At 59.7% G+C, this 20,318-nt stretch carries 22 protein-coding genes; 9 read left to right on the top strand and 13 right to left on the bottom strand.

Annotated elements, in window-relative coordinates:
• Positions 1–24: 24 nt before the first annotated feature.
• Positions 25–948, top strand: coding sequence for a carbon-nitrogen hydrolase family protein (locus HQ912_RS15630; RefSeq protein ID WP_107323276.1), 924 nt, complete (start codon positions 25–27; stop codon positions 946–948).
• A gap of 1 nt (position 949) precedes the next feature.
• Here the strand turns inward: HQ912_RS15630 and HQ912_RS15625 are convergent, their stop codons facing one another.
• Positions 950–1,420, bottom strand: a complete 471-nt coding sequence (locus HQ912_RS15625) for an LEA type 2 family protein (RefSeq protein ID WP_047226553.1) — start codon at positions 1,418–1,420, stop codon at positions 950–952.
• Positions 1,421–1,611: 191 nt separating this feature from the next.
• On the opposite strand from HQ912_RS15625, the gene HQ912_RS15620 reads away from it, so the two are divergent.
• The 4 genes from HQ912_RS15620 to HQ912_RS15605 all read left to right on the top strand — a co-directional run bounded on the left by HQ912_RS15620 (position 1,612) and on the right by HQ912_RS15605 (position 4,546).
• Positions 1,612–2,328, top strand: a complete 717-nt coding sequence (locus tag HQ912_RS15620) for a helix-turn-helix transcriptional regulator (RefSeq protein ID WP_047226552.1) — start codon at positions 1,612–1,614, stop codon at positions 2,326–2,328.
• Positions 2,329–2,379: 51 nt separating this feature from the next.
• Positions 2,380–2,721, top strand: coding sequence for a nuclear transport factor 2 family protein (locus tag HQ912_RS15615; protein WP_047226551.1), 342 nt, complete (start codon positions 2,380–2,382; stop codon positions 2,719–2,721).
• 151 nt (positions 2,722–2,872) lie between these two features.
• Positions 2,873–3,994, top strand: coding sequence for a cell division protein ZapE (gene zapE / locus HQ912_RS15610; RefSeq protein WP_107322514.1), 1,122 nt, complete (start codon positions 2,873–2,875; stop codon positions 3,992–3,994).
• Positions 3,995–4,051: 57 nt separating this feature from the next.
• Positions 4,052–4,546, top strand: coding sequence for a GNAT family N-acetyltransferase (locus tag HQ912_RS15605; RefSeq protein ID WP_047226549.1), 495 nt, complete (start codon positions 4,052–4,054; stop codon positions 4,544–4,546).
• Between the two features lie 36 nt (positions 4,547–4,582).
• On the opposite strand, the gene HQ912_RS15600 is transcribed toward HQ912_RS15605, so the two are convergent.
• Positions 4,583–6,322: a phosphoethanolamine transferase CptA gene (locus tag HQ912_RS15600; RefSeq protein WP_107322513.1), complete on the bottom strand. Its 1,740-nt coding sequence runs from the start codon at positions 6,320–6,322 to the stop codon at positions 4,583–4,585.
• A 348-nt stretch (positions 6,323–6,670) separates the two neighbouring features.
• On the bottom strand, positions 6,671–6,844 hold the full coding sequence (locus HQ912_RS15595) for a DUF6026 family protein (RefSeq protein WP_171061379.1): 174 nt from the start codon (positions 6,842–6,844) through the stop codon (positions 6,671–6,673).
• Between the two features lie 250 nt (positions 6,845–7,094).
• On the opposite strand from HQ912_RS15595, the gene gnd reads away from it, so the two are divergent.
• From gnd to HQ912_RS15580, 3 genes are read left to right on the top strand one after another with little or no spacing between them, the layout of a single operon-like run.
• Positions 7,095–8,099, top strand: coding sequence for a phosphogluconate dehydrogenase (NAD(+)-dependent, decarboxylating) (gene gnd / locus HQ912_RS15590; protein WP_260990091.1), 1,005 nt, complete (start codon positions 7,095–7,097; stop codon positions 8,097–8,099).
• Positions 8,096–9,619 (top strand): glucose-6-phosphate dehydrogenase, encoded by a 1,524-nt coding sequence (gene zwf, locus HQ912_RS15585; protein ID WP_173406998.1) that lies wholly within the window; start codon positions 8,096–8,098, stop codon positions 9,617–9,619. Before gnd ends, zwf begins: the two co-directional genes overlap by 4 nt.
• A complete protein-coding gene (locus tag HQ912_RS15580) occupies positions 9,612–10,433 on the top strand; it encodes an HAD family hydrolase (RefSeq protein ID WP_047226638.1) in 822 nt (273 codons plus the stop codon). Before zwf ends, HQ912_RS15580 begins: the two co-directional genes overlap by 8 nt.
• Positions 10,434–10,446: 13 nt before the next feature.
• Here HQ912_RS15580 and HQ912_RS15575 read toward each other — a convergent pair whose 3' ends face one another.
• Positions 10,447–11,736: a hypothetical protein gene (locus HQ912_RS15575; RefSeq protein ID WP_173406997.1), complete on the bottom strand. Its 1,290-nt coding sequence runs from the start codon at positions 11,734–11,736 to the stop codon at positions 10,447–10,449.
• A 187-nt stretch (positions 11,737–11,923) separates the two neighbouring features.
• Positions 11,924–12,190, bottom strand: a complete 267-nt coding sequence (locus HQ912_RS15570) for a hypothetical protein (protein WP_047226544.1) — start codon at positions 12,188–12,190, stop codon at positions 11,924–11,926.
• A 340-nt stretch (positions 12,191–12,530) separates the two neighbouring features.
• On the opposite strand from HQ912_RS15570, the gene HQ912_RS15565 reads away from it, so the two are divergent.
• Complete coding sequence (locus tag HQ912_RS15565) at positions 12,531–13,856, top strand: sigma-54 dependent transcriptional regulator (protein ID WP_047226543.1); 1,326 nt, start codon at positions 12,531–12,533, stop codon at positions 13,854–13,856.
• 119 nt (positions 13,857–13,975) lie between these two features.
• Here the strand turns inward: HQ912_RS15565 and HQ912_RS15560 are convergent, their stop codons facing one another.
• The 8 genes from HQ912_RS15560 to pnuC form a co-directional block, all read right to left on the bottom strand.
• Positions 13,976–15,238, bottom strand: a complete 1,263-nt coding sequence (locus HQ912_RS15560; RefSeq protein WP_076384969.1) for a transporter — start codon at positions 15,236–15,238, stop codon at positions 13,976–13,978.
• A 46-nt stretch (positions 15,239–15,284) separates the two neighbouring features.
• Complete coding sequence (locus tag HQ912_RS15555; RefSeq protein WP_076384967.1) at positions 15,285–16,031, bottom strand: hypothetical protein; 747 nt, start codon at positions 16,029–16,031, stop codon at positions 15,285–15,287.
• 58 nt (positions 16,032–16,089) lie between these two features.
• On the bottom strand, positions 16,090–16,770 hold the full coding sequence (locus HQ912_RS15550; protein WP_092397940.1) for a C39 family peptidase: 681 nt from the start codon (positions 16,768–16,770) through the stop codon (positions 16,090–16,092).
• A gap of 65 nt (positions 16,771–16,835) precedes the next feature.
• Positions 16,836–17,807 (bottom strand): hypothetical protein, encoded by a 972-nt coding sequence (locus tag HQ912_RS15545; protein WP_047226539.1) that lies wholly within the window; start codon positions 17,805–17,807, stop codon positions 16,836–16,838.
• 63 nt (positions 17,808–17,870) lie between these two features.
• Positions 17,871–18,449 (bottom strand): adhesin, encoded by a 579-nt coding sequence (locus HQ912_RS15540; protein ID WP_173406996.1) that lies wholly within the window; start codon positions 18,447–18,449, stop codon positions 17,871–17,873.
• Position 18,450: 1 nt separating this feature from the next.
• Positions 18,451–18,900: a hypothetical protein gene (locus HQ912_RS15535; protein WP_047226537.1), complete on the bottom strand. Its 450-nt coding sequence runs from the start codon at positions 18,898–18,900 to the stop codon at positions 18,451–18,453.
• Positions 18,901–19,220: 320 nt separating this feature from the next.
• On the bottom strand, positions 19,221–19,745 hold the full coding sequence (locus HQ912_RS15530; protein ID WP_047226536.1) for an AAA family ATPase: 525 nt from the start codon (positions 19,743–19,745) through the stop codon (positions 19,221–19,223).
• Positions 19,742–20,305: a nicotinamide riboside transporter PnuC gene (gene pnuC / locus HQ912_RS15525; protein WP_047226535.1), complete on the bottom strand. Its 564-nt coding sequence runs from the start codon at positions 20,303–20,305 to the stop codon at positions 19,742–19,744. Before pnuC ends, HQ912_RS15530 begins: the two co-directional genes overlap by 4 nt.
• Between the last annotated feature and the right edge of the window lie 13 nt (positions 20,306–20,318).

Below are 20,318 nucleotides of genomic sequence, written 5' to 3'. Positions count from 1 at the left end.
CAGATGATCGAGGAGTTGAAAACCATGCCCAAATCCATTGTGGCTGCCCTGCAGATCGGCTCGTTGCCCGGAGGCAAAGCTGACACCCTGGCGCAGATCCTTTCCTATGAAGATGCCGTACGCCAGGCCGGAGCACGCTTGGTGGTGATGCCCGAAGCGCTGCTGGGTGGGTATCCGAAGGGAGAACGCTTCGGTACACAGTTGGGGTACCGGTTGCCCGAGGGGCGCGAGGCCTTTGCTCGTTATTTTGCCAACGCCATCGACGTGCCGGGCAGTGAAACCGAGGCCTTGGCCGGGTTTTCGGCGCGCACGGGAGCAAGTCTGGTAGTGGGTGTCATTGAGCGTGACGGCAGTACCTTGTACTGCACCGCCCTGTATTTCGAGCCCGATGCCGGCCTGGTGGCCAAGCATCGCAAGCTGATGCCCACTGGCACTGAGCGTCTGATTTGGGGTAAGGGCGACGGCTCGACTTTACCGGTGATCGACAGCCAGGTCGGTCGTGTAGGCGCGGCGGTGTGTTGGGAGAACATGATGCCGCTGTTGCGCACCGCGATGTACGCCAAAGGGGTGCAGGTCTGGTGTGCGCCGACGGTGGATGAGCGGGAGATGTGGCAGGTGACCATGCGTCATATCGCCCACGAAGGTCGTTGTTTCGTGGTCAGCGCCTGTCAGGTTCAGGCCTCGCCTCAGGCGCTGGGCATTGAAGTGGCGAACTGGCCCGCCGAGCGTCCCTTGATTGCCGGCGGCAGTGTAATTGTCGGCCCCATGGGGGACGTCCTGGCCGGTCCGCTTAAAGGCACAAGCGGGTTGTTGACCGCCGAAATCGATACCGATGAACTGGTACCGGCGCGCTACGACTATGACGTGGTCGGCCATTACGCCAGGCCAGATGTGTTCGAACTGGTGGTGGACGAGCGGGCCAAACCCGGCGTGCGTTTCACTCGCTGATTTACCAAGTGGCCGCGGTACCCGGCAAGTCCAGGGTGCCGCGATCCACGAAGCGCAGGGTGCCGAACAGTCCACCGGCCAGTTTGCCTTTGAGTACGTAAGGCAGGTTGTCCAGGCTTTGGGTCTGGCTCAGGCCCAGCGTCTGGCGCAGCACGGAGAAAGCCGAGATGCTCACTGGCACGCTCAGTACCGCCTCGGAGAACCGTGGGATGGATCCGGTCTGATCGCTGACCCCCGATGCCAGTGTCCGGCCATTAACCTCGAGGTCGAGCGCGACACCGTTGTAATCGATGGCGGTTTCGTTAGGGTTCTGCAATCGCAGTTTCACGGCAAAGCGCATCTCCAGCTCCTGGCTGGGCAACGGTTCGATGCCCACCACGGTGATGTTCAGCGGATCGCGGTGCGGGAAGAGGGCGCAGGCGCTCAGGCTGAGCAACATCAGGAAAAGGGACACACCGAGGGCTCTGCGCATGGATAAACTCTCACGATAATAGGTAGGGCAAACGGGCGAGCTGTTGAGCACGATAACCCACATTTCTCTCAAACCACCGCACATCACGCGGTTTCCCGTCCAGTTCAATCCAGGCAGGGCTCATGGCTCCTGACAGTTTCTGACACCAGGCTCTGCTAATCTGCGTCAATCTTTTTTCCGGATCGTCCATCGTGTCGCGTACCACTCGACTGCTCACATTATTGCAAGTCTTGCGAGGCAAGCGCTGCCCGGTTACCGCTGCGACATTGGCGGCCGAGTTGAAAGTGTCCGAGCGCACGCTCTACCGCGATATCGCCGAACTCTCGGCCCTGGGGGCGCCGATCCAGGGCGAGGCGGGCATTGGCTATGTGTTGCGCAGCGGCCTGTTCCTGCCGCCATTGATGTTCACGGCTGATGAAATCGAAGCCATTGTGCTGGGGCTGCGCTACGTTGATCAGCGTGGCGACGAGGTGCTGGGCAAGGCTGCTGCCGACGCTTTGGCCAAGGTGGCCGCAGTGCTGGCGCCTGACGTCCGGGATGCCCTGCGCAACCCCACGGTATTGCCCGGGCCTCCTGGCTATGGCTATCCACAGAATACGGTGGAGCTGAATGTGTACCGCCAGGCCATTCGCGCCCAAGCCAAGCTGCATATCGATTACGCCGACGTGAACAAAACCCCCAGCCAGCGCCTGATCTGGCCGTTGGCCCTGGGTTTTTTCAATGAGGCGCGGGTAGTGGTTGCCTGGTGTGAACTACGCGGCGCCTATCGGACCTTTCGCACTGACCGGATTGCTTCTGCCACCGAGCAGGGCGAGCGCTATCCTGGCCGGCGCAGCGACTTGTTGCGCGCCTGGTTCAAGCTGATGGAACTGGACGAAATGGGGCGTTTCACTCCTGACAAAAACTGACACAAGGCTGTTCTAGCATGGTGTCAGATCGATAAAACAAGGAGCCCTACCATGTCCAATCCCGTCTCTTCCCTGGCCCCGGCCATTGCCGGCTACATTGCAGCCGCCAATGCTCGTGACAGTTCGGCGGTGACGCGTTTTTTCGCCGAGGATGCCAACGTGTTCGATGAAGGCCAGCACCGCGCCGGCACCCAGGCCATCGCTCAATGGATGGAAGACACCGCCCGGCGTTTACAGCCTCGGGTCGAGGTGCTCAATGTGCAGCAACGCACCGGCAAGGTGCTGGTGCATAACCTGATCTCCGGAACTTTCCCCGGCAGCCCGCTGGAGTTGCGCTACACCTTCCGGCTCGACGAGCAGGGGAAGATCAGTCGGCTGGATATCTCGATCTAGATGTTTGCACGTTGGATCGTCAACACCTGTGGGGAGGGGATAAATCGCCCTCGCCACAGGGTTTTGTTTGGGTTCACAGACAGGTGAGATCACTCACTCAAAGCCGCCGACATGGCATACTCCCCGACCTCGTTTTCCGGATCCGGGCCGTATGACTTTCGACTCCCCCTTGAGCGCCTGGCAGCATGCCATCGAACACCATGGCTTTGTCCAGGATGAAGCCCAGGAACTGGCCATCATGGCTCTGCAAGAGTGCCACCAGGCACTGCACGAGGGGCGCAAGTCGATCCAGGGCGTTTATCTCTGGGGGCCGGTCGGCCGCGGCAAGACCTGGTTGATGGACCGTTTCTACGAAAGCCTGAGGGTGCCGGCCCGTCGTCAGCATTTCCATCATTTCATGGCCTGGGTGCATCAGCGCTCGTTCCAGCTTACGGGCACGCCGGACCCTTTGCAGGCATTGGCTGCAGAACTGAGCCAAGAGGTCAGGGTGTTGTGTTTCGACGAGTTGTTCGTCACCGACATTGGCGATGCCATTATTCTGGGTCGTCTGTTTCAGGTCATGTTCGAGCGGGGCATGGTGGTGGTCAGCACCTCCAACCTGCCGCCCGAGGAGCTTTATGCCAACGGCCACAACCGCGAGCGATTCCTGCCCACCATCACGGCGATCAAGCAGCACATGCGGGTCGTGCCGGTGAACGGATGGCAAGATCATCGCCAGCATCCGGGAGCATTGCAGCAGCGCTACTGGCTACGCGACGGCGGACAACCCGATCCGTTGGAGGCTGTTTTTGCCCAGTTGACCGCAGGACAGGCGTCCAACAGTTTGCCGATTGAAGTTGGCCATCGTCTGCTTCAGCCCGTGCGGGCCAGCGATACGGTGCTCTGGAGTCGTTACGCGGATATGTGCGAACAGCCGTTCTCAGCCATGGATTTCATGGCACTGTGCGACCGTTTCAAGGCCATTCTGATCAGCGACGTACCCAATCTGAGCGCCGAGCAGCGCGAGGGGCGCATTGCCCGTGGAACCGAAGACGGGGTTGAAAGGGTCGAGGCCGGTGATCGTGAGTTGCCGCAGTTGTCCATTCATGATGACGGTGTGCGACGGTTCATTGCCCTGGTCGATGAATGCTACGACCGCAAGGTGCCGTTGTACCTTTCGGCACAGGTACCGATGGACCGGTTGTACACCGAGGGCTATCTGCAATTCCCGTTTCGTCGTACGCTCAGCCGCCTGCAGGAAATGCAAATGCAGCGTTTTGGTCAGTCCGCCTGACCGTATCCCGCCGACGGCACCGGAGCCGTCGGTACTACCGAAGTGAGATGGAACGCCGTGGAAGAAACCAGGGACATTCTTGTATTGCAAGCCAGCTACACCAATGCAGTCCACGCCGAAGCAATCTGTTATGTGCTGAACGGCTATGCCGAAGATCCAATGGGCGGTGGTCAGTCGCTGCCGCCGGAAGTGCTGCTGCATCTACCCGAGGAACTGGCCAAGCGCCCGCATGCCTTCAGCGTACTGGCTTTCGTCAACGGCGAACCAGCGGGCCTGGTCAATTGCTTCGAAGGTTTTTCGACCTTCGCCTGCAGACCGCTGGTCAATGTCCACGATGTTGTGGTGATGAAGCCGTTCCGCGGGTTGGGGTTGAGCCAGAAGATGCTGCAGAAGGTCGAGGATATCGCCCGCCAGCGTGGTTGCTGCAAAATCACCCTGGAAGTGCTTGAAGGCAATGCCATCGCCCAGGCCAGCTATACCAGGTTTGGCTTTGCCCCTGGCATGTTCGACCCGGCCCATGGCCGTATGCTGTTCTGGACAAAGCCCCTGTAGAGGCCGCCCCTGTGGTAGCGGGCGAGGGCAGTGCGGTTATTTTTGCACGACCCGCACCGCAGGCGCCTTGGGCTGCATCAGGCTGAAGTCGATCAAGGCTTTGCGCTGGTGTTCATAAGGGTTGCCGATCAACAGCGGGCGGGCCTTGAAGTCATCGCTCACCAGGCTTTTACTGCGGTCCAGCTCATCAAAACTCAAACCGGCCAGGTCTGCCCAGGTGTGGATCAAGTGAGCGCTGCTGTAGGGGCGTGACAGGTCAGCGCTGAAGTTCCAGTCATGAGTTTCACGCCACTTGGGCGAGGCCCAGGCGATGAACGGAACGGTGTACATCGGCGCGGTCGGCTTGCCTTCGTTGCGGCCAAGCGTGCTGTGGCCCGGCGAATCGAACACGTCTTCGCCATGGTCCGACAGGTACAGCAAAAAGCCGTTGGGGTCGGTTTTGGCGTAGTCCTTGATCAGGCTGGACACTACGAAGTCGTTGTACAGCACCGCGTTGTCGTAACTGTTGTAGGTCGGGACCTGGTCGTCACGCACCCCCGCCGGTACGCCCTGGCGGTCGGTGAACGTCTTGAAGCTGGGCGGATACCGGTATTGATAGCTCATGTGGGTGCCGAGCAGGTGCACCACGATCAGTTTGCGCGCAGCGCTGTCTGCCAGGGCCTGGTTGAACGGGGCGATCACATCGCCGTCGTATTGCGCCGCGTTCTGGTTGCGGTTGTTGTTCAGGTATACCTGCGCATCGGCTTGTTGAGAGAAGGTCGTGAGCATGGTGTTGCGCTTGGTCATGGTCTGCTGGTTAGTGATCCAGAAGGTCTTGTAACCGGCCTGCTTCATCATGCTCACCAGGGACGGTGTGCTCAGGTAAAGGTCTGGGTTCTGTTCATCGGCGAACGTCAGCACCTGCTGCAGCGCTTCGATGGTGTAGGGGCGCGGGGTGATGACATTGTCGAAAACCGAGAGCTGGTCCTTGAGCTTGTCCAGTTCCGGCGTGGTTTTCCTTGGGTAACCGTACAGGCTCATGCGCTGGCGGTTGGTGGACTCGCCGATGACCAGCACCAGAGTGGCGGGCTGGTCGGCCATGGCGTCCTTCAGGTGGCCCAGGGGGGCGATCTTGCTGGCGCTGTGAAGCATGCCCTGCATGTTTTCCAGTTGTTCGCCATAGCGCCGGTAAGCAACCAGCATCTGCCACGGCACGGCCGGCTCGATGCGACTTTCGAATTTCTCCAGGCCACCGGCAAATGTACCTGCACGCAGGGTGTGCTTGACCAGCGGATAGCCGGCAACTGCCACCACAATCGCAGTCGCCGCGACCATGGCTTGGCCGCGGGGCAGGTACACCGGGCGCAGACGTGTCCAGAGCCAATATCCGACGGCGGTATGGGCCAGGAAGGCCGCCACCATCCACCAGGCAAAATACTGCGTCATGTACTCGCCGGCTTCGGACACGTTCGATTCGAACATGATGAAGATGACGCTCTGGGAAAACTCCTGCTGATAGATGAAGAAGTAGCCCAGGCTGGCCATGGAGCAAGCCCACAGGACCACGCCGATCAGCGCAGCAAGTAAACGGGTCCGGGCAGGAAAGAGCAGCATGGGCGCAAGCCACAGCGCGCTCATCACGAATGCCTGGCGAAACCCGGTGAACCCAGAGGTGTCGGTCACCAGTATGAGCAGTTGGGTAATGCCCGAGAAATACCAGAAAAACAGAAATAACCAGCCAAACCCGGCCCAGTCGAAACTTTTCGCAGTCGTTGTGCTGCGTTTGAACAAACTCATCAAGCGCTCCAGCCTTCCTGTCGACAAAGCCGCTGGCACCCAATGGATGCCCACAGACATGCGCCGAACTACCTAAAAGGCCGGGAGTATCGCGATGGGGGTGTGAAAAGTTTGTTAGATATTTGGTTACAAAACGAATGTCGGGGGGCTGTGGCGAAGGCGTTTTTTGTGGCGAGGAGGTTTATTTCCGGTGGTCGCGTTGCAACCTCACGCACTGAAACCCGCGCACTCAGGGGCTGGCCGCTACGTGCTGCGGCAAGAACACATGCCCTTGGCACGAATGGGTACACATGGAAATGACACCGGTTTGTCCAGTGCCACTTCCGGCGCCGCGCCTCTGCTCGGGGGTTACCGAGCCAGGGCCTGGCTCTGATGGGACAGCTGGGAGTGTTGCAACTGCATGCGCAATTGCGTCACCTCATCAAGCAGCAGATCACGCTCTTCTTTGAGCAGGCGTAATTCGTCGCGACGAATGGTCACGTAAAGGGTTTGGGGAGGACGTGCGGTAACTACGGAGTCCATTGCTCACCTCGCAAATGGCGTACATCAACTATAGAGATGTCGCCAGTATTTGGTCGACACCTCTACTATCGGCGCCGATTCTGATTTCTTTTGCTTGTGATTGGAACTTTTTTATTTTTCATGGTCGCTGTGTCTTTGGCCGGATCTGGAGCGTTATCCCTTGTGATCGCTCGAATTACCCGGAAACTATGCAGCAATGCTCTGGACTAACCTCCACTCGTCGATTGAGCTAAACCTTTGACACACCTTTATTTGTAGTAGGGAGCATCAGCACATGCAACTCGGGATCATTGGACTGGGCCGCATGGGCGGCAATATTGCGCGGCGCCTGATGCTCAATGGGCATACCACCGTCGTCTACGATCGCAATGCCGCCTTTGTTGAAAACCTGAGCCAGGAGGGCGCAACGGGCGTCGCGGATCTGCCGCAACTGGTGGCCGGTCTGGAAAAACCACGGGCTGTCTGGGTCATGTTGCCTGCCGGCGCACCCACCGAAGACACGATTAACGCTCTCAGCGAGTTGCTGGAGCCGGGCGACGTCATCATTGATGGCGGTAACACGTACTACAAGGATGACATCCGTCGCGCGCAGGCGTTGTCGGTCAAGGGCCTGAATTATATCGACGTCGGCACTTCCGGCGGCGTCTGGGGCCTGGAACGCGGTTATTGCATGATGATTGGGGGTGACGCCGAAGTGGTGAAGCGCCTGGACCCCTTGTTTGACAGCCTGGCACCAGGGATGGGCGATATCCCGCGCACCCGGGACCGCAAGTCCGACGATGATCGCGCTGAACGCGGCTACATCCACGCGGGCCCAGCCGGTTCGGGGCATTTCGTGAAGATGATCCACAACGGCATTGAATACGGAATGATGCAGGCCTTCGCCGAGGGCTTTGACATCCTCAAGACCAAATCCAGCGAAAGCCTGCCACCTGAGCAGCGATTTGACTTGAACGTGGCCGATATCGCCGAAGTCTGGCGTCGCGGCAGTGTGGTGTCGTCCTGGCTGCTGGATTTGACCGCCGACGCCTTGGCCAGCGATCCGAAGCTGGACGGCTTCTCTGGTGAGGTTGCCGACAGTGGTGAAGGGCGCTGGACCATCGAAGCGGCCATTGAGCAAGCGGTGCCGGTGCCGGTGCTCTCCAGTTCATTGTTCGCCCGTTTCCGCTCGCGCCAGCAGAGCACCTACGGTGACAAGATGCTCTCGGCCATGCGCTTTGGCTTCGGTGGTCACGTGGAGACGCCGAAAAAATGACCTCGATCGGCAGGAAATCCAAGGCAGAACCCGCGCCGCCGACCACGCTGTTTCTGTTCGGCGCCCATGGTGATCTGGTCAAGCGTCTGCTGATGCCGGCGCTGTACCACCTCAGTCGCGACGGGCTGCTGGGGGATGGCCTGCAGATCATTGGCGTTGACCATAATGCTATCAGTGATGTGGACTTCGCCCGGAAACTCGAGGATTTCATCCGTCACCAGGCGGCGAGCAAGGGCGGTGATGCCGACCGGGCGCTCGACCCGGTGCTGTGGGCCAGCCTGGCTCGGGGCATCAGTTATGTTCAGGGTGACTTCCTCGACGACAGCACCTACCAAGCACTGGCGGCGAAAATCGCCGCCAGGGGCACCGGCAACGCGGTTTTCTATCTGGCGACCGCGCCGCGCTTTTTCAGTGAAGTGGTCCGCCGCCTTGGCGCGGCTGGGCTGCTTCAGGAACAGGATGATGCCTTCCGGCGTGTGGTGATCGAGAAACCGTTCGGTTCCGACCTGCAAACCGCCGAAGCGCTCAATGCCTGCCTGCTCAAAGTCATGAGCGAAAAACAGATCTACCGGATCGACCATTATCTGGGCAAGGAAACGGTGCAGAACATTCTGGTCAGCCGTTTTTCCAACAGCCTGTTCGAGGCCTTCTGGAACAATCACTACATCGACCACGTACAAATCACCGCCGCGGAAACCGTTGGCGTGGAAACCCGTGGCAGTTTCTACGAACACACCGGCGCCCTGCGGGATATGGTACCCAACCACTTGTTCCAGTTGCTGGCGATGGTGGCCATGGAACCGCCGGCCGCCTTTGGCGCCGATGCGGTGCGTGGTGAGAAGGCCAAGGTGGTCGGGGCCATTCGCCCCTGGTCGGTGGAGCAGGCCCGCGCCAATTCGGTGCGTGGCCAGTACACCGCAGGCCACGTCGGCGACAGACCGGTCAATGGTTACCGCGAGGAAGCGAATGTCGCGCCCGACAGCAATACCGAAACCTACGTCGCCCTCAAGGTGATGATCGATAACTGGCGTTGGGTCGGGGTGCCGTTTTACCTGCGCACAGGCAAACGCATGAGTGTGCGGGACACGGAAATTGTCATCTGCTTCAAACCGGCGCCTTACGCGCAGTTTCGCGATACCGAAGTCGATGAACTGCAACCTACGTACTTGAGAATCCAGATCCAGCCCAATGAAGGCATGTGGTTCGACCTGCTGGCCAAGCGGCCGGGGCCAACCCTCGACATGGCGAATATTGAGCTGGGATTTGCCTACAAGGACTTCTTCGAAATGCAACCGTCCACGGGCTACGAAACCTTGATCTACGACTGCCTGACCGGCGATCAGACCTTGTTCCAGCGTGCCGACAACATTGAAAACGGCTGGCGTGTGGTCCAGCCGTTCCTCGATGCCTGGCAACAGGACGCGACGGTCCAGTTCTACAAGGCCGGTGAAGATGGTCCGTCGGCCGCAGATGACCTGCTGACACGCGATGGCCGCGTTTGGCATGCGCTCGATGAGTGATCAGGTGAAACACCCCATCCGGTTTTTACTCAGTGACATGGACGGCACGCTGCTGCTGCCCGACCACAGTCTCAACCAGCGCACTATCGAGGCCGTTCGCTCGCTGCGCGAGGCGGGCGTGATGTTCAGCCTCGCCACCGGGCGGCCGCCCCGGGCGATGTTGCAGCAGATCGAAGCCTTGGGCGTGGACCTGCCTACCGCCGCGTTCAATGGCGGTACGCTGGTCCACCCGGACGGCAGTTTCCTCGCCGTGCACTACCTGCCACCTGAGGCGGCTTTGGCGACGCTGGCCTTGTACGCCGACCAGCCTGATATCGAGGTCTGGGTGTTTGCCGACGGCGACTGGCTGGTGCGCGACGCCAACGGTCCGATGGTGCCGGTGGAGACGCGTGGGCTTGGCTATCCGCCGGTGCAAGTCGAGAGTTTCGAGCCTTACCTGGAACGTATCGACAAGATCGTCGCCACCAGCGCCAATACGCAGCTACTGGTTGAGCTGGAGGCGCGTTTGCATCCGCTGCTCAAGGGCCAGGCTCAGGTCTCGCGTTCGCAACCGATCTATCTGGATGTGACGGCGATGCGGGCAAACAAGGGTGAAGCGCTGGCGACCCTGGCAGCGTTCCTGGGGGTGCCGTTGGAACAGACTGCCGCCATGGGCGACGGTGGCAACGATCCGGCGATGTTTCACCGTGCGGGGTTGTCGATTGCCATGGGGCAGGCGGAGGAGGCGATTCAGCGTCAGGCCGATGTCATCACCGCAGCCAACACCGAAGACGGCGCGGCGCTGGCAATCGAGCGATTCATTCTGGCTCGATGAACCAAGCAAATCCTCAGGGCCGGTACCGCACCACCACTGCTCGATACTTGCCATGCAGAGAATAGCCGCCCACCAGGATCTTCCCGTCTGCCTGCAGCGCCAGGGATGTGGCGGTGTCGAGGCTGTAGCCCAGTCGAGTGCGGACCCAACCTCTGCCCTCACCGAAATCCGGATCGAGGCTGGCGTCCGGCAAGTGCCGGGCCAGAACGAAGTCAGTTTCGATACCGCCGATGGTGGCCCCAGCGGTCACCAGCTTTGCGTCTGCTTGAAGCTGGGCCGCCGTCCACTGACTGGCGCTGTTGCCAAATTTCAGGAACTGACACTGTACTTGATTGCAGCGAGGGTCCGGTTTGCCGTCCCTGCCCACTCTTAGCGACAGGCAATGCATCGGGTCGCGGCTGCTGCCCAGTGCTTGCAGATCACCGTCTGGAAGTTGGACGATCTGGCTGACCATCACGCTGTGCTGTTGGGTCGTGATGGACAGGAAACCGTCCTCGCCAAAGCTGTCATCAAGTGTGCCGCTGGGATCATAGCGGGCCATCAAACCTTGTTGGGGCAAGTCAATCACTCCGCCGACCACGATGCTGCCGTCGGCCTGAAGCGCCACACAACCCAGCCAAGTGTTTTTCAACAGATGCCGGACCATCACAAAGCCGCGGTTGTTGAACGAAGTGTCCAATGCGCCGTCGGGCAGGAGCCGGATCAGGATGCCGACATGGTCAGATAATTGGTAATGATGATTGGCGAGGATGAGGATCCGGCCATCGGCCTGCACCCGCATGTCGCAGGCTTCAAGACCCGGTACGCCGGGTGGGAGCCAGGTGTCGCGCAGACCTTGGGAAAGATTGCCGCACAGCCGTATGACCTGCCGCCCGGCGCTGCCGAAGCTTTGAACGGCGCGGCCCTGCTGATCGAACAGCGCGATGGCGGGCAGGGTGCGGTCGGTGTTTTCGTAGTGCAGACCGGACAGCAGGATACGGCCGTCGGGTAATTCCATCACCTTGCCTGCCGTGGCTTCGAAGCCGCGCTCAAAAGAGCCGATCACATAGCCATGGTGTCCGAAGCTCGCGTCAGCCGAACCGTCGTGGTTGAGCCGTGCAAGCCCGAACCGGCTGCCTTCGGTCGTTTCGATCCGGGCTGCCACCAGGATCCTTCCGGCATGATCGACCGTCAGGCCCGTGGTCCGGCTCCCGAAGCTACCGGTAAAATGCACCCAGGCTTTACCGTTATCGGCAAAGCCTGGGTCGAGTTGGCCGGCACAGGCTGCGGCCGTCGGCATTGCAAACGCGGTTTGATCGAGCATGCATGCCTCTCCTTGCGTGTCGATAAGCCCGGAGGGGCGACGACTGCATGAGGGCAACATTCAATCCCTGAATGTGACAATGCACAACTATCAGACGCTGCAGAAACAGCAGCGAATCGTGCCAGAACACTGGCTTTTCGATCCAGTGCAAAGCCTGCAATCCATCATCAGGTTTACCGCTAAGGATTTACTCAGGCATGGACCAGGATTGCAGGGTGTAGCCTTCCTGGCTCAACTCGGCACGGGCCTGTTTCAAGCAGTCAGCCAGTTGGGCCGGGTCGGTGTAGGCACTGCTTGGAATCTGAGTGCGGCCAATATGAGTATTGGTGCGGTCAATGACGGTCAGGCTCAGTTCACCATTACCGTCTTGTGGAGCCCAGGCCACGCATTGAAAAGGACGAAAGGCGCGGTCGGCAATCAAAAGAGCTTCGTTGATACGGAGCGGGGCGTTCATGGCGTTATCTCTTAAGTATGCCCAATCAAATGATGTGCCGTCGGTTGGGCGTACCGGGCGGCTGGTTACTTGTACTGATGTCTTGTAAGGGGGGGCAGGTCACACATTCCTTAAATAAATTTCGATTTTCTTTCAGACCCGGCTTTTGGACTTTTGTTTGAAAGCTTGATGAAAGATTCAAGCGGGCGACAACTAACGAAACGCGCGCTTATAACCACTTTAAAGCGAACTCGATAATCAATTGATACAAGCAGGTGTCAACTTCTTGCTACTGTTACATGCAGGTTCGCCAAACGACTGTTTTTCCTCATATTCCTTATTTTGGCGCCAAGGATCAGTCATGATCGAAGCCAGTACGTCGCGTCGTCTGCTCGTGGTTGATCCCTGCGATGATTGCCATCGCCTGTTGCCCGGATTACGCACCATTGGCTGGGACGTGGAGAGCTGTTCCCTTGAACATGCGGGCGATCGAACGTGCGATGTGGGCCTGTTGCGACTTCAACCTTTTCATCTGGAACGGCCGGAGGCGGTCAAGGAGTTGATCAGCCGCAGCGGCACCGAGTGGATCGCCGTGCTGAATCAGGAAGTGTTGCGTCTGAAGAATGTGGGGGACTTTGTCTGCGAGTGGTTTTTTGATTTTCATACCTTGCCATTCGACGTGTCCCGGGTTCAGGTGACTCTGGGCCGCGCCTTTGGCATGGCGCGTTTGCGCGGACAGGGCTCGATTCACATCAATGAGCCCGAACATGAATTACTGGGCGACAGCAAACCCATTCGGGAGCTGCGCAAATTGTTGAGCAAACTGGCACCTGCCGAATCGCCCGTGTTGATTCGCGGTGAAAGCGGCACCGGCAAGGAGTTGGTGGCGCGCACGCTGCATCGCCAATCCCATCGGCGCAACAAACCGTTCATTGCCATCAATTGTGGCGCGATACCGGAGCACTTGATCCAGTCGGAATTGTTCGGGCACGAGAAAGGCGCTTTCACGGGTGCCCATCAGCGCAAGATCGGGCGGATCGAAGCAGCTCACGGCGGCACCCTGTTTCTGGATGAAATTGGCGACCTGCCGTTGGAGCTACAGGCCAATCTGTTGCGTTTCCTGCAGGAGAAACACATCGAGCGGGTCGGAGGCAGCCAGCCGATCGCCGTGGATGTGCGGATTTTGGCCGCCACCCATGTGGATCTGGAAGCAGCCATCGAGCACAAGCTGTTTCGTGAAGACCTGTATTATCGCTTGAACGTGCTGCAGGTGCTGATGGCGCCGTTGCGTGAACGCCATGGCGATTTGTCGATGCTGGCCAGCCACTTCTCGCATTTCTACAGTCAGGAAACCGGTCGCCGGCCTCGCAGTTTCAGTGAAGACGCGTTGGTGGCCATGGGCAAGCATGACTGGCCGGGCAATGTGCGTGAGCTGGCCAACCGAGTACGTCGCGGCCTGGTGTTGGCCGAGGGGCGGCAGATCGAAGCGATGGACCTTGGCCTGACAGGTCATCAAGGGCCGGTGGCGCCGATGGGCACCCTTGAAGACTACAAGACCCGTGCTGAGCGCCAGGCGTTGAGCGATGTGCTTAACCGGCACAGTGACAACCTGAGTGTTGCTGCCCGCGTGCTGGGCATATCCCGACCGACGTTCTACCGGCTTCTGCACAAGCATCAAATCCGCTGAATCAAGCCTTGCCCTATTCGATGTGGGGGCGAGCCTGCTCGCGGTAGCGGTGTGTCAGTCACCAACAGGTCACTGATCTACCACTACCGCGAGCAGGCTCGCTCCCACAGGGCACTGCGTTAGAAGTAATACGGGAATTTCAGGCTAAAGGTGAAGTCCGGTGCATCGTCGGTCAGACCGATGGACAGGTTGGGGACGATGGTCAGGTTGTCGCTGGCGGCTACGGTCATGCCGATGTTGAAGTAGCCGGCATTGGCGTCGCTGGAAACCACCGATTCCCAATCCCCGCCGTCCTGTTTGAGCTTGCTTTTCTTTTGTATGAGGTCGGAAACCGAGAACGACATACTCATCTTCTCGTTCAGCGCGAAGGCAATGCCCGCGCCGATCTGGAAGCTGTCGCCGATCCGCACCTTGCCCGGAATCCTCTGGTTGACGGTGGAGCTTATGTCGTCGAAGGACTCTTCGAAGTTATGGGTGTAGGAAAGGCTACCGAACAGCACAGCCGGATCGAAGGTCTTGACCAGCGAGATCCCGGGTGTGATCGACCATACGCCGTTGCCGGTGGGCAGCTCTTCAGGCACGAACAGGTTGGTGTTGGCCTGGGACTGGCGCAGCTTGATGCCGAACGGCTCTTCGCCGGTTGGCGCCTTGACGCGCAGAGTGAGCACCGCGTCCGGGCTGTTGATCGATTCGTCCATGAATTTGTAGGCGATGCCGAAGTTGACGTCACCGATGGTGGGATCGCGGGTAACGGTTTCTTCGCTGGTCACCCCAGCTGCCCCTTGGTTGGCACCGCCGGACTGATAGGTGGATTCGCGGTAGACCACCGGTACGTTGAGGTCGAACTGCCAGCGATTGTCGAAGTTGTAACGGCCAGTGAGGTCCAGGGTCCAGGTGTCGGCCTTGATCCTGTCCAGGTTGATGTTGCCCAGGAAAATCGAGTCCAGGGCCAGGAAGCCGTTCAGAATCAATTGTCGTGTGTCGTAGCGCGAATAAGTCACGCCGGTTTCGAAGCTGAACTTACCACCGCCAAAAAAGCCGCTGGCCTCGTCATAGAGGTTGGAGACACTCTGGGCGGGCTGTGAATCATCGGCCAGGGACTGCCCGTAACCGCTGCCGCCAGCCGCAGTCTGGTTGCCTTTCATGTCGGCTGGGGATTTGGCCAGGCGCTTGGGCGCGGGAGCAGCGGGTTGATCTTCGACCTGGCGGACTCGCTGCTCGAGTACCGCCAGGGCTCTTTGCTGGACCTCGTATCGTTGTCTGAGCTCGAGAAGCTCCTGCTTCAGTGCTTGAATGTCGGCGTCAGGTGCTGCTTGCAGCAGGGGCGCCGGTAAAAGGGTGCTTACGCACATCACAGCGCGCAACGATACGGATCGATACATGAAATATGCCGTCCCTATTTGCCCAGTGGTCGCAAGGCAGCGTAGTTCAATATCCGAGATTGCGCAGTCCGCGCAGCTGGGTCAGGTTGCAGTCCAAAGCTCCGGCGCTGAGGCCGTTGTTGTTCAACACCACGTTGAGTTGCGTCATGTTGTTGACCAGGTTGCTGTTACCCAGCAAGCGAGTGTTTTGCAGCAAGCCGCCCTGGGCGACTTGTTGCAGAGAACTACCCTGGTTGTGGTTGGCCTGGATCGCCATCTGCACGCCGCTGCCGGTGGCGGTAACCGCGACACTGCCGGCGGCGTTGCTGCCGCTGATGGTTTGGCCTTTGCTCAGCAGCTGGCCTTGAGCAGGCACCAGTGCGGGTGCCTGGTTGCTTTCCCTGACGTTGATGCTGACGTTGTTGTAGGCGGAATTGCCATCGCCCGCGGCGCGCACGCTCTGGGTCACGCCCTGGCCACCGGCCAGGCCCGCGCCACCGACAATGTTGCCGCTGCCCTGTTGCGGGGCCTGGCCATTGCCGGTCTGCTTGATCGTTGAGACATAGAACTGGGGTTTGACGGTGGCCGCCTGGATTTGCATGGAACTGCTCGCACCAATCAGGTCGCCACTGGCGTTGCGCCAGGTGCTGCTCATGACGATGCCGAAGCTGATGACCCGACCGGGCATGACATAGCGTCCACGCAGTTCGGCAAGCTCCTGATCCTTGACTTCGATGGGTTTGAATCCGGCGTGGGCATGGCCCGACACAGCCGCGGCAAGGCTGGCAAACGCCAGCCAGCGTGAAGTTTTCATGTGCTGCTCCCGGAGCTTCCTGCTCCTTTTGTACTTATGGTTGGCGATTGGTCGGCGATTAGAAAAAGTCGCTCTGTATGAAACCAAAATCCATCAGCTCTGCATCTTTGACCGGGTTGAACCCGTCCAGTTTGTTACGCGCCGTTAGCGGTTGCGGAGGGGTGCGCAGTGCGTTGGTCTTGTCGTAACCCGGGCCGACGATGGCAAACACGATGCCGTTCCAGCCTTTGACGAAATCGTCATGGGCGTAGCGCTTGTGCCCCAGTACGGGGTCGGCGATATAAACCCATTGCTGGTCGGCTCGCTGCAATACCACGAAGTGCTTGTAGCCACGGATGTCCATCAGGACCACCACCGGAATTGTCACTGCCTCGAGCTTTTCCGGCGGTATCCGGTAGCCCCTGGCGCGCATGCCGATGCTTTCCACGTAGCGCTTCATATCGAGCATGGAAAATCCCTGGGTGCGGACCAGGTCATGGTCGGCTTTGACCAGCATGCCCTTGATGACGTGCTCTTCATCCACGTCAAGCCAATAGGCCTGGCGCAGTACCGTGGCCAGCGCGGCGGCGCCGCAACTGAAATCGGTTTTCTGTTCGACGATGTCACTGAACTTGCGCTCGCGCACACTCTGTACTGGCTTGTAGACCAGCATGCCGCCGGGCAGGGCGGCGACCGGCATCTGCGCAGCTTCAGCCACGCCGGCCAGACAAAGGAGCAGAGAAAGGGCTGCCGCTCGCATGATCGATACGCCTTATGCACACCTGGGAAAGAAGCCCCGTTTCCGGGGCTTCGTTTCGATCGCGCTTACATGCAAGCCCTGCAACCGGCCGAAATGGACAGCGAGTTGCTTTGCTGGTTGCCCACGCCCGCCGACACGTTGGCGCCGCCGTTACCGGAGAAGCCGTTCATGGAGTTGGTCATGGTCGCGTTGTTGATGACAGGGTTTTTCCAGCCATCGCGGGTCAGCACTTGTTGAGTGTTGCTGCCGGCCAGTTCGAAAGTGCCCACGGCGGAGAACTTGAACTTGTCGTCATCGTGACCGCCGCCGTAGCCGCCTCTGTTGCCCCAGCCGCCATGGTCGTCGTCTTCGACGGTGCCGGTGCCTTTGGCCTTGAATGTGCCGGAAGCAGCATAGGTGCTGGTGAGGGTGTCGGTCTTGTAGGTCCGTACGCCCTTGTTGTCGACCACAAGGCCGGTGGAAGACTGATCAGCCGAGGCTGCGGCCTCTGCGACACGTCCGCCCGATACAGCGATGGCCAGGTTGTTTTTCTGTTGGTTGAAGTTGCCGGCGGTCACGTTGATGCCGATGTTGCCGGAGCCATTGTTGCCCGCATTGGTGAGCGAGGCGTTGTTTCGGGTCGAGTTGTTTTTGACGTAGTTATTGTTATTGACCTGCATGGCGCTGGAGGTCGCAACCGCCGAGCCGAAGATGAAGGCTTCGTCTGCAGTGGCGATGGCCGCGGCGTTGTCCTGCTGGTTGCCATCGCCGGCGGCGATGTTGGCGCCCATATTGCCGTTGCTGCCATTGAGCGAGTCAGCGGCTTCAGCCGTGTTGCGGGTGGCCTGGTTGGTCACCACGTTGCCGTCGCTGTTCTGCTCATCCATCACGGTCGCGCTAGCCCCGGCGGTGATCGAAAGCAGTTGTTCAAACGACGGACCTTGCGGACCGTGATTGCCATGCCCGTTGCCACGTCCGTTTCCATCAGCCTGTGCAGCCATTGCCATGACAGCGGCGAGAGCGAAAACCAATGGTTTAAGTGCCATTGTTGGTTTCATGGTGTTTCTCCTTGCGTGTCGTTGGTTAAGTGTCAGTACTTTCTTATGCCCACGGTTTTCGGGTCAGTCAGCGACCCGGATGCTCAGGGTGTTAGCCATGCGGTTCCCCACCCCGGCACTCTGGTTCACCTGGATAACCCCTCGGCTGCCGGTGAAGGCCTGGTCGCTGGTGACGACCTGGCGACTGCCGGTTGGGGTGCCAGTTGCTCCTGAGTTTGGTAACAACGCCACGTTCTGCTGAGAAAGGGCGCTATCGTCGATGCTCTGCGGCCGGGCACTGATACCCACCCGCATGACATTGGCCATCTGGTTGTTGGCACCGGCGGACTGGTTCACGCCCAGCACTCCGTTGCCGTTGCTGAATGAACTGCCGCCGATGCGGGCTGTTGCGTTCACCGATGGGTTGGCTGCTGTATCCAGCCGTTGACGCACGACAGTGGTGGCCTGGGCGTGAGTGCCGATGGCGATGGCCCGGGTGTTGGTCTGCTGGGTCTGATCGCCAGCGGCCTGGTTGACGTTGAAGTTGCCGGTATAGCGGCTGCCGGAATCCTGCAGATTGGCAGTGCTGATCACCGCCGCGCCCGGATCGGCGAACGCGGTGGACGAGCCGAGCAGGGCAAGCAGAAATAGGGTTGGCTTCATGTCACTGACCTCCGGCCAGCCGGCCCAGCGGGGCCAGCCCTGAACTCAGCGAGCGGTTGATCGTGCCGGAGATGGCACCACCGTTGCCGCCACCGTGACCGGCGCGCATGCCCGGCAAGCCGTTGGGGTTGGTCACGATGTTCAGACCTTGTACGCCGGTGTTGTTCGGGTTCACGGCGTTGCGGATCGACGAGCCGCTGGCGACGCTGGCGAATTCGCCGTCGCTCAGCTCAATGCTGGCGGTCGCTTGATTGACTCGATCAGATGGGTTGGCGTTGACGGTGCTCGGGTAGGGGTCTTTGCCACCGTTGCGACCGATATGAACGGGCTGTACGTCACGGGTGAGCACAATGACGCCGTTGCCCTCGGCCTGCACAGGGAGGCTGAACGTCGCGCCAGCGGCGCAGCCGATCAACAGCATGCAGGTCAAGCTTCTATTGAAAGTCCCCACGGCATCGATTCCTTCTTCGGTGGGCTGGCCTTGGTCCAGCGTTGCGAAGGAGGAAGAGCAGGTGTTGTGCCGGTTATAAAAAATCTATCAAATTCAATGGGTTGGTATATTTCAGAGGAATTTCGCCCAGCACCTGTTTCATCCGTGAGACAGGCCGATAGAAGGCTAATGGCCGGGCGCTATCGCTTGGCTCTGGTTCAAGGCTTCGCAGCAGGTGTTTCAAGAACCTGACAAAGGCACTGGAAAAACCATCGAAGTGCTCTGGAGCCGGGTTTGCCAAGACTGGGGTGTTTCAAGAGTGGTACAAACAGAGGGGTAAATCAGGCTTGGAGCAGTCGAGTCACGGTTGCAAACACCCGTTCCCGACGTTGCGCCCAATCGCCTTCAATAACCTGGAAGGGTTGCTGATGCCGAACCAGCCATTGCTCGATAGCCTCGAAAAACCTCATTCGGTCTTCCAGTTCGGGTTGGCAGCGCAGGCCGTCGCCCGTCCATTCGACCTGTTGCGGGCTCAGCAGCAGGTGCAAGTCGTAATGGCGTGCCAGCAAGGCCGGCTCCAGCCAGCTTGGGCAGTCGCCGAACAGGGTTTGGCTCCAGAGGATGTTGCTCAACAGGTGGGTGTCGAGGATCAACAACGGTGGTTTACCGGCGCGGGCCGCGTCTTCCCAGGCCAACTGTCCTGCGGCGATATCGGTGATGTCCGACAGGCGGGTCTCACGCGGATTCTGCTCCATGAAGTGGCGAACGTATTCGTCCACCCGCAAGCCGCCGAAGTGCTCCTGCAACTGCGCCGCCAGCCAGCTCTTGCCGCTGGACTCCGGGCCGGTGAGCACCATCACCTTCATGTGCGCAGGACCGGGTCGGCGCGCCATTCGCGCCAGCCTTGTACGGCCAACAGCGTGAACAAAGCGTAGAGCGCAGCGGTCAGGTACAGGTCCTTGTAGATGAACAAGCCCACGAAGATGATGTCCAGGGCGATCCACAACGGCCAGCATTGCACGCGTTTTTGCGCCATCCACCACTGCGCCACGAGACTGAAACCGGTGAGTGCAGCGTCGAGCCAGGGCTGGGCGGCGTCGGTCCAGTGCGCCATGGCAGCACCCAGCATCAGGCTGCCTGCCGCGCCGACCGCCAGGCCACGCAATACTGAAGGCGCGCCCAGACGGGTGATTTGTCGCCCCTCATGATGCTGCCCCGCACGAGTCCATTGGTACCAGCCATAGAGTTGCAGTACGGCGTAGACACACTGCAGCAACATGTCCGAGTACAGCTTCACTTCGAAGAAGATCCAGCTATAGAGCAGCACCATGACCAGGCCGATCGGCCAGCACCAGGGGTTCTGCTTGACGGTCAACCAGACAGCAATCACGCCGAGGGCTGCGGCAAACAGTTCAAGCCCGGACATGGCGATTCCTTGG

The organism is Pseudomonas sp. MPDS (assembly GCF_013283895.1).
In the GTDB taxonomy this organism is placed as follows: domain Bacteria; phylum Pseudomonadota; class Gammaproteobacteria; order Pseudomonadales; family Pseudomonadaceae; genus Aquipseudomonas; species Aquipseudomonas rhizophila.
Note: the sequence above shows the minus strand (reverse complement) of the source record. Positions and strands in the feature narration are given on the sequence as shown.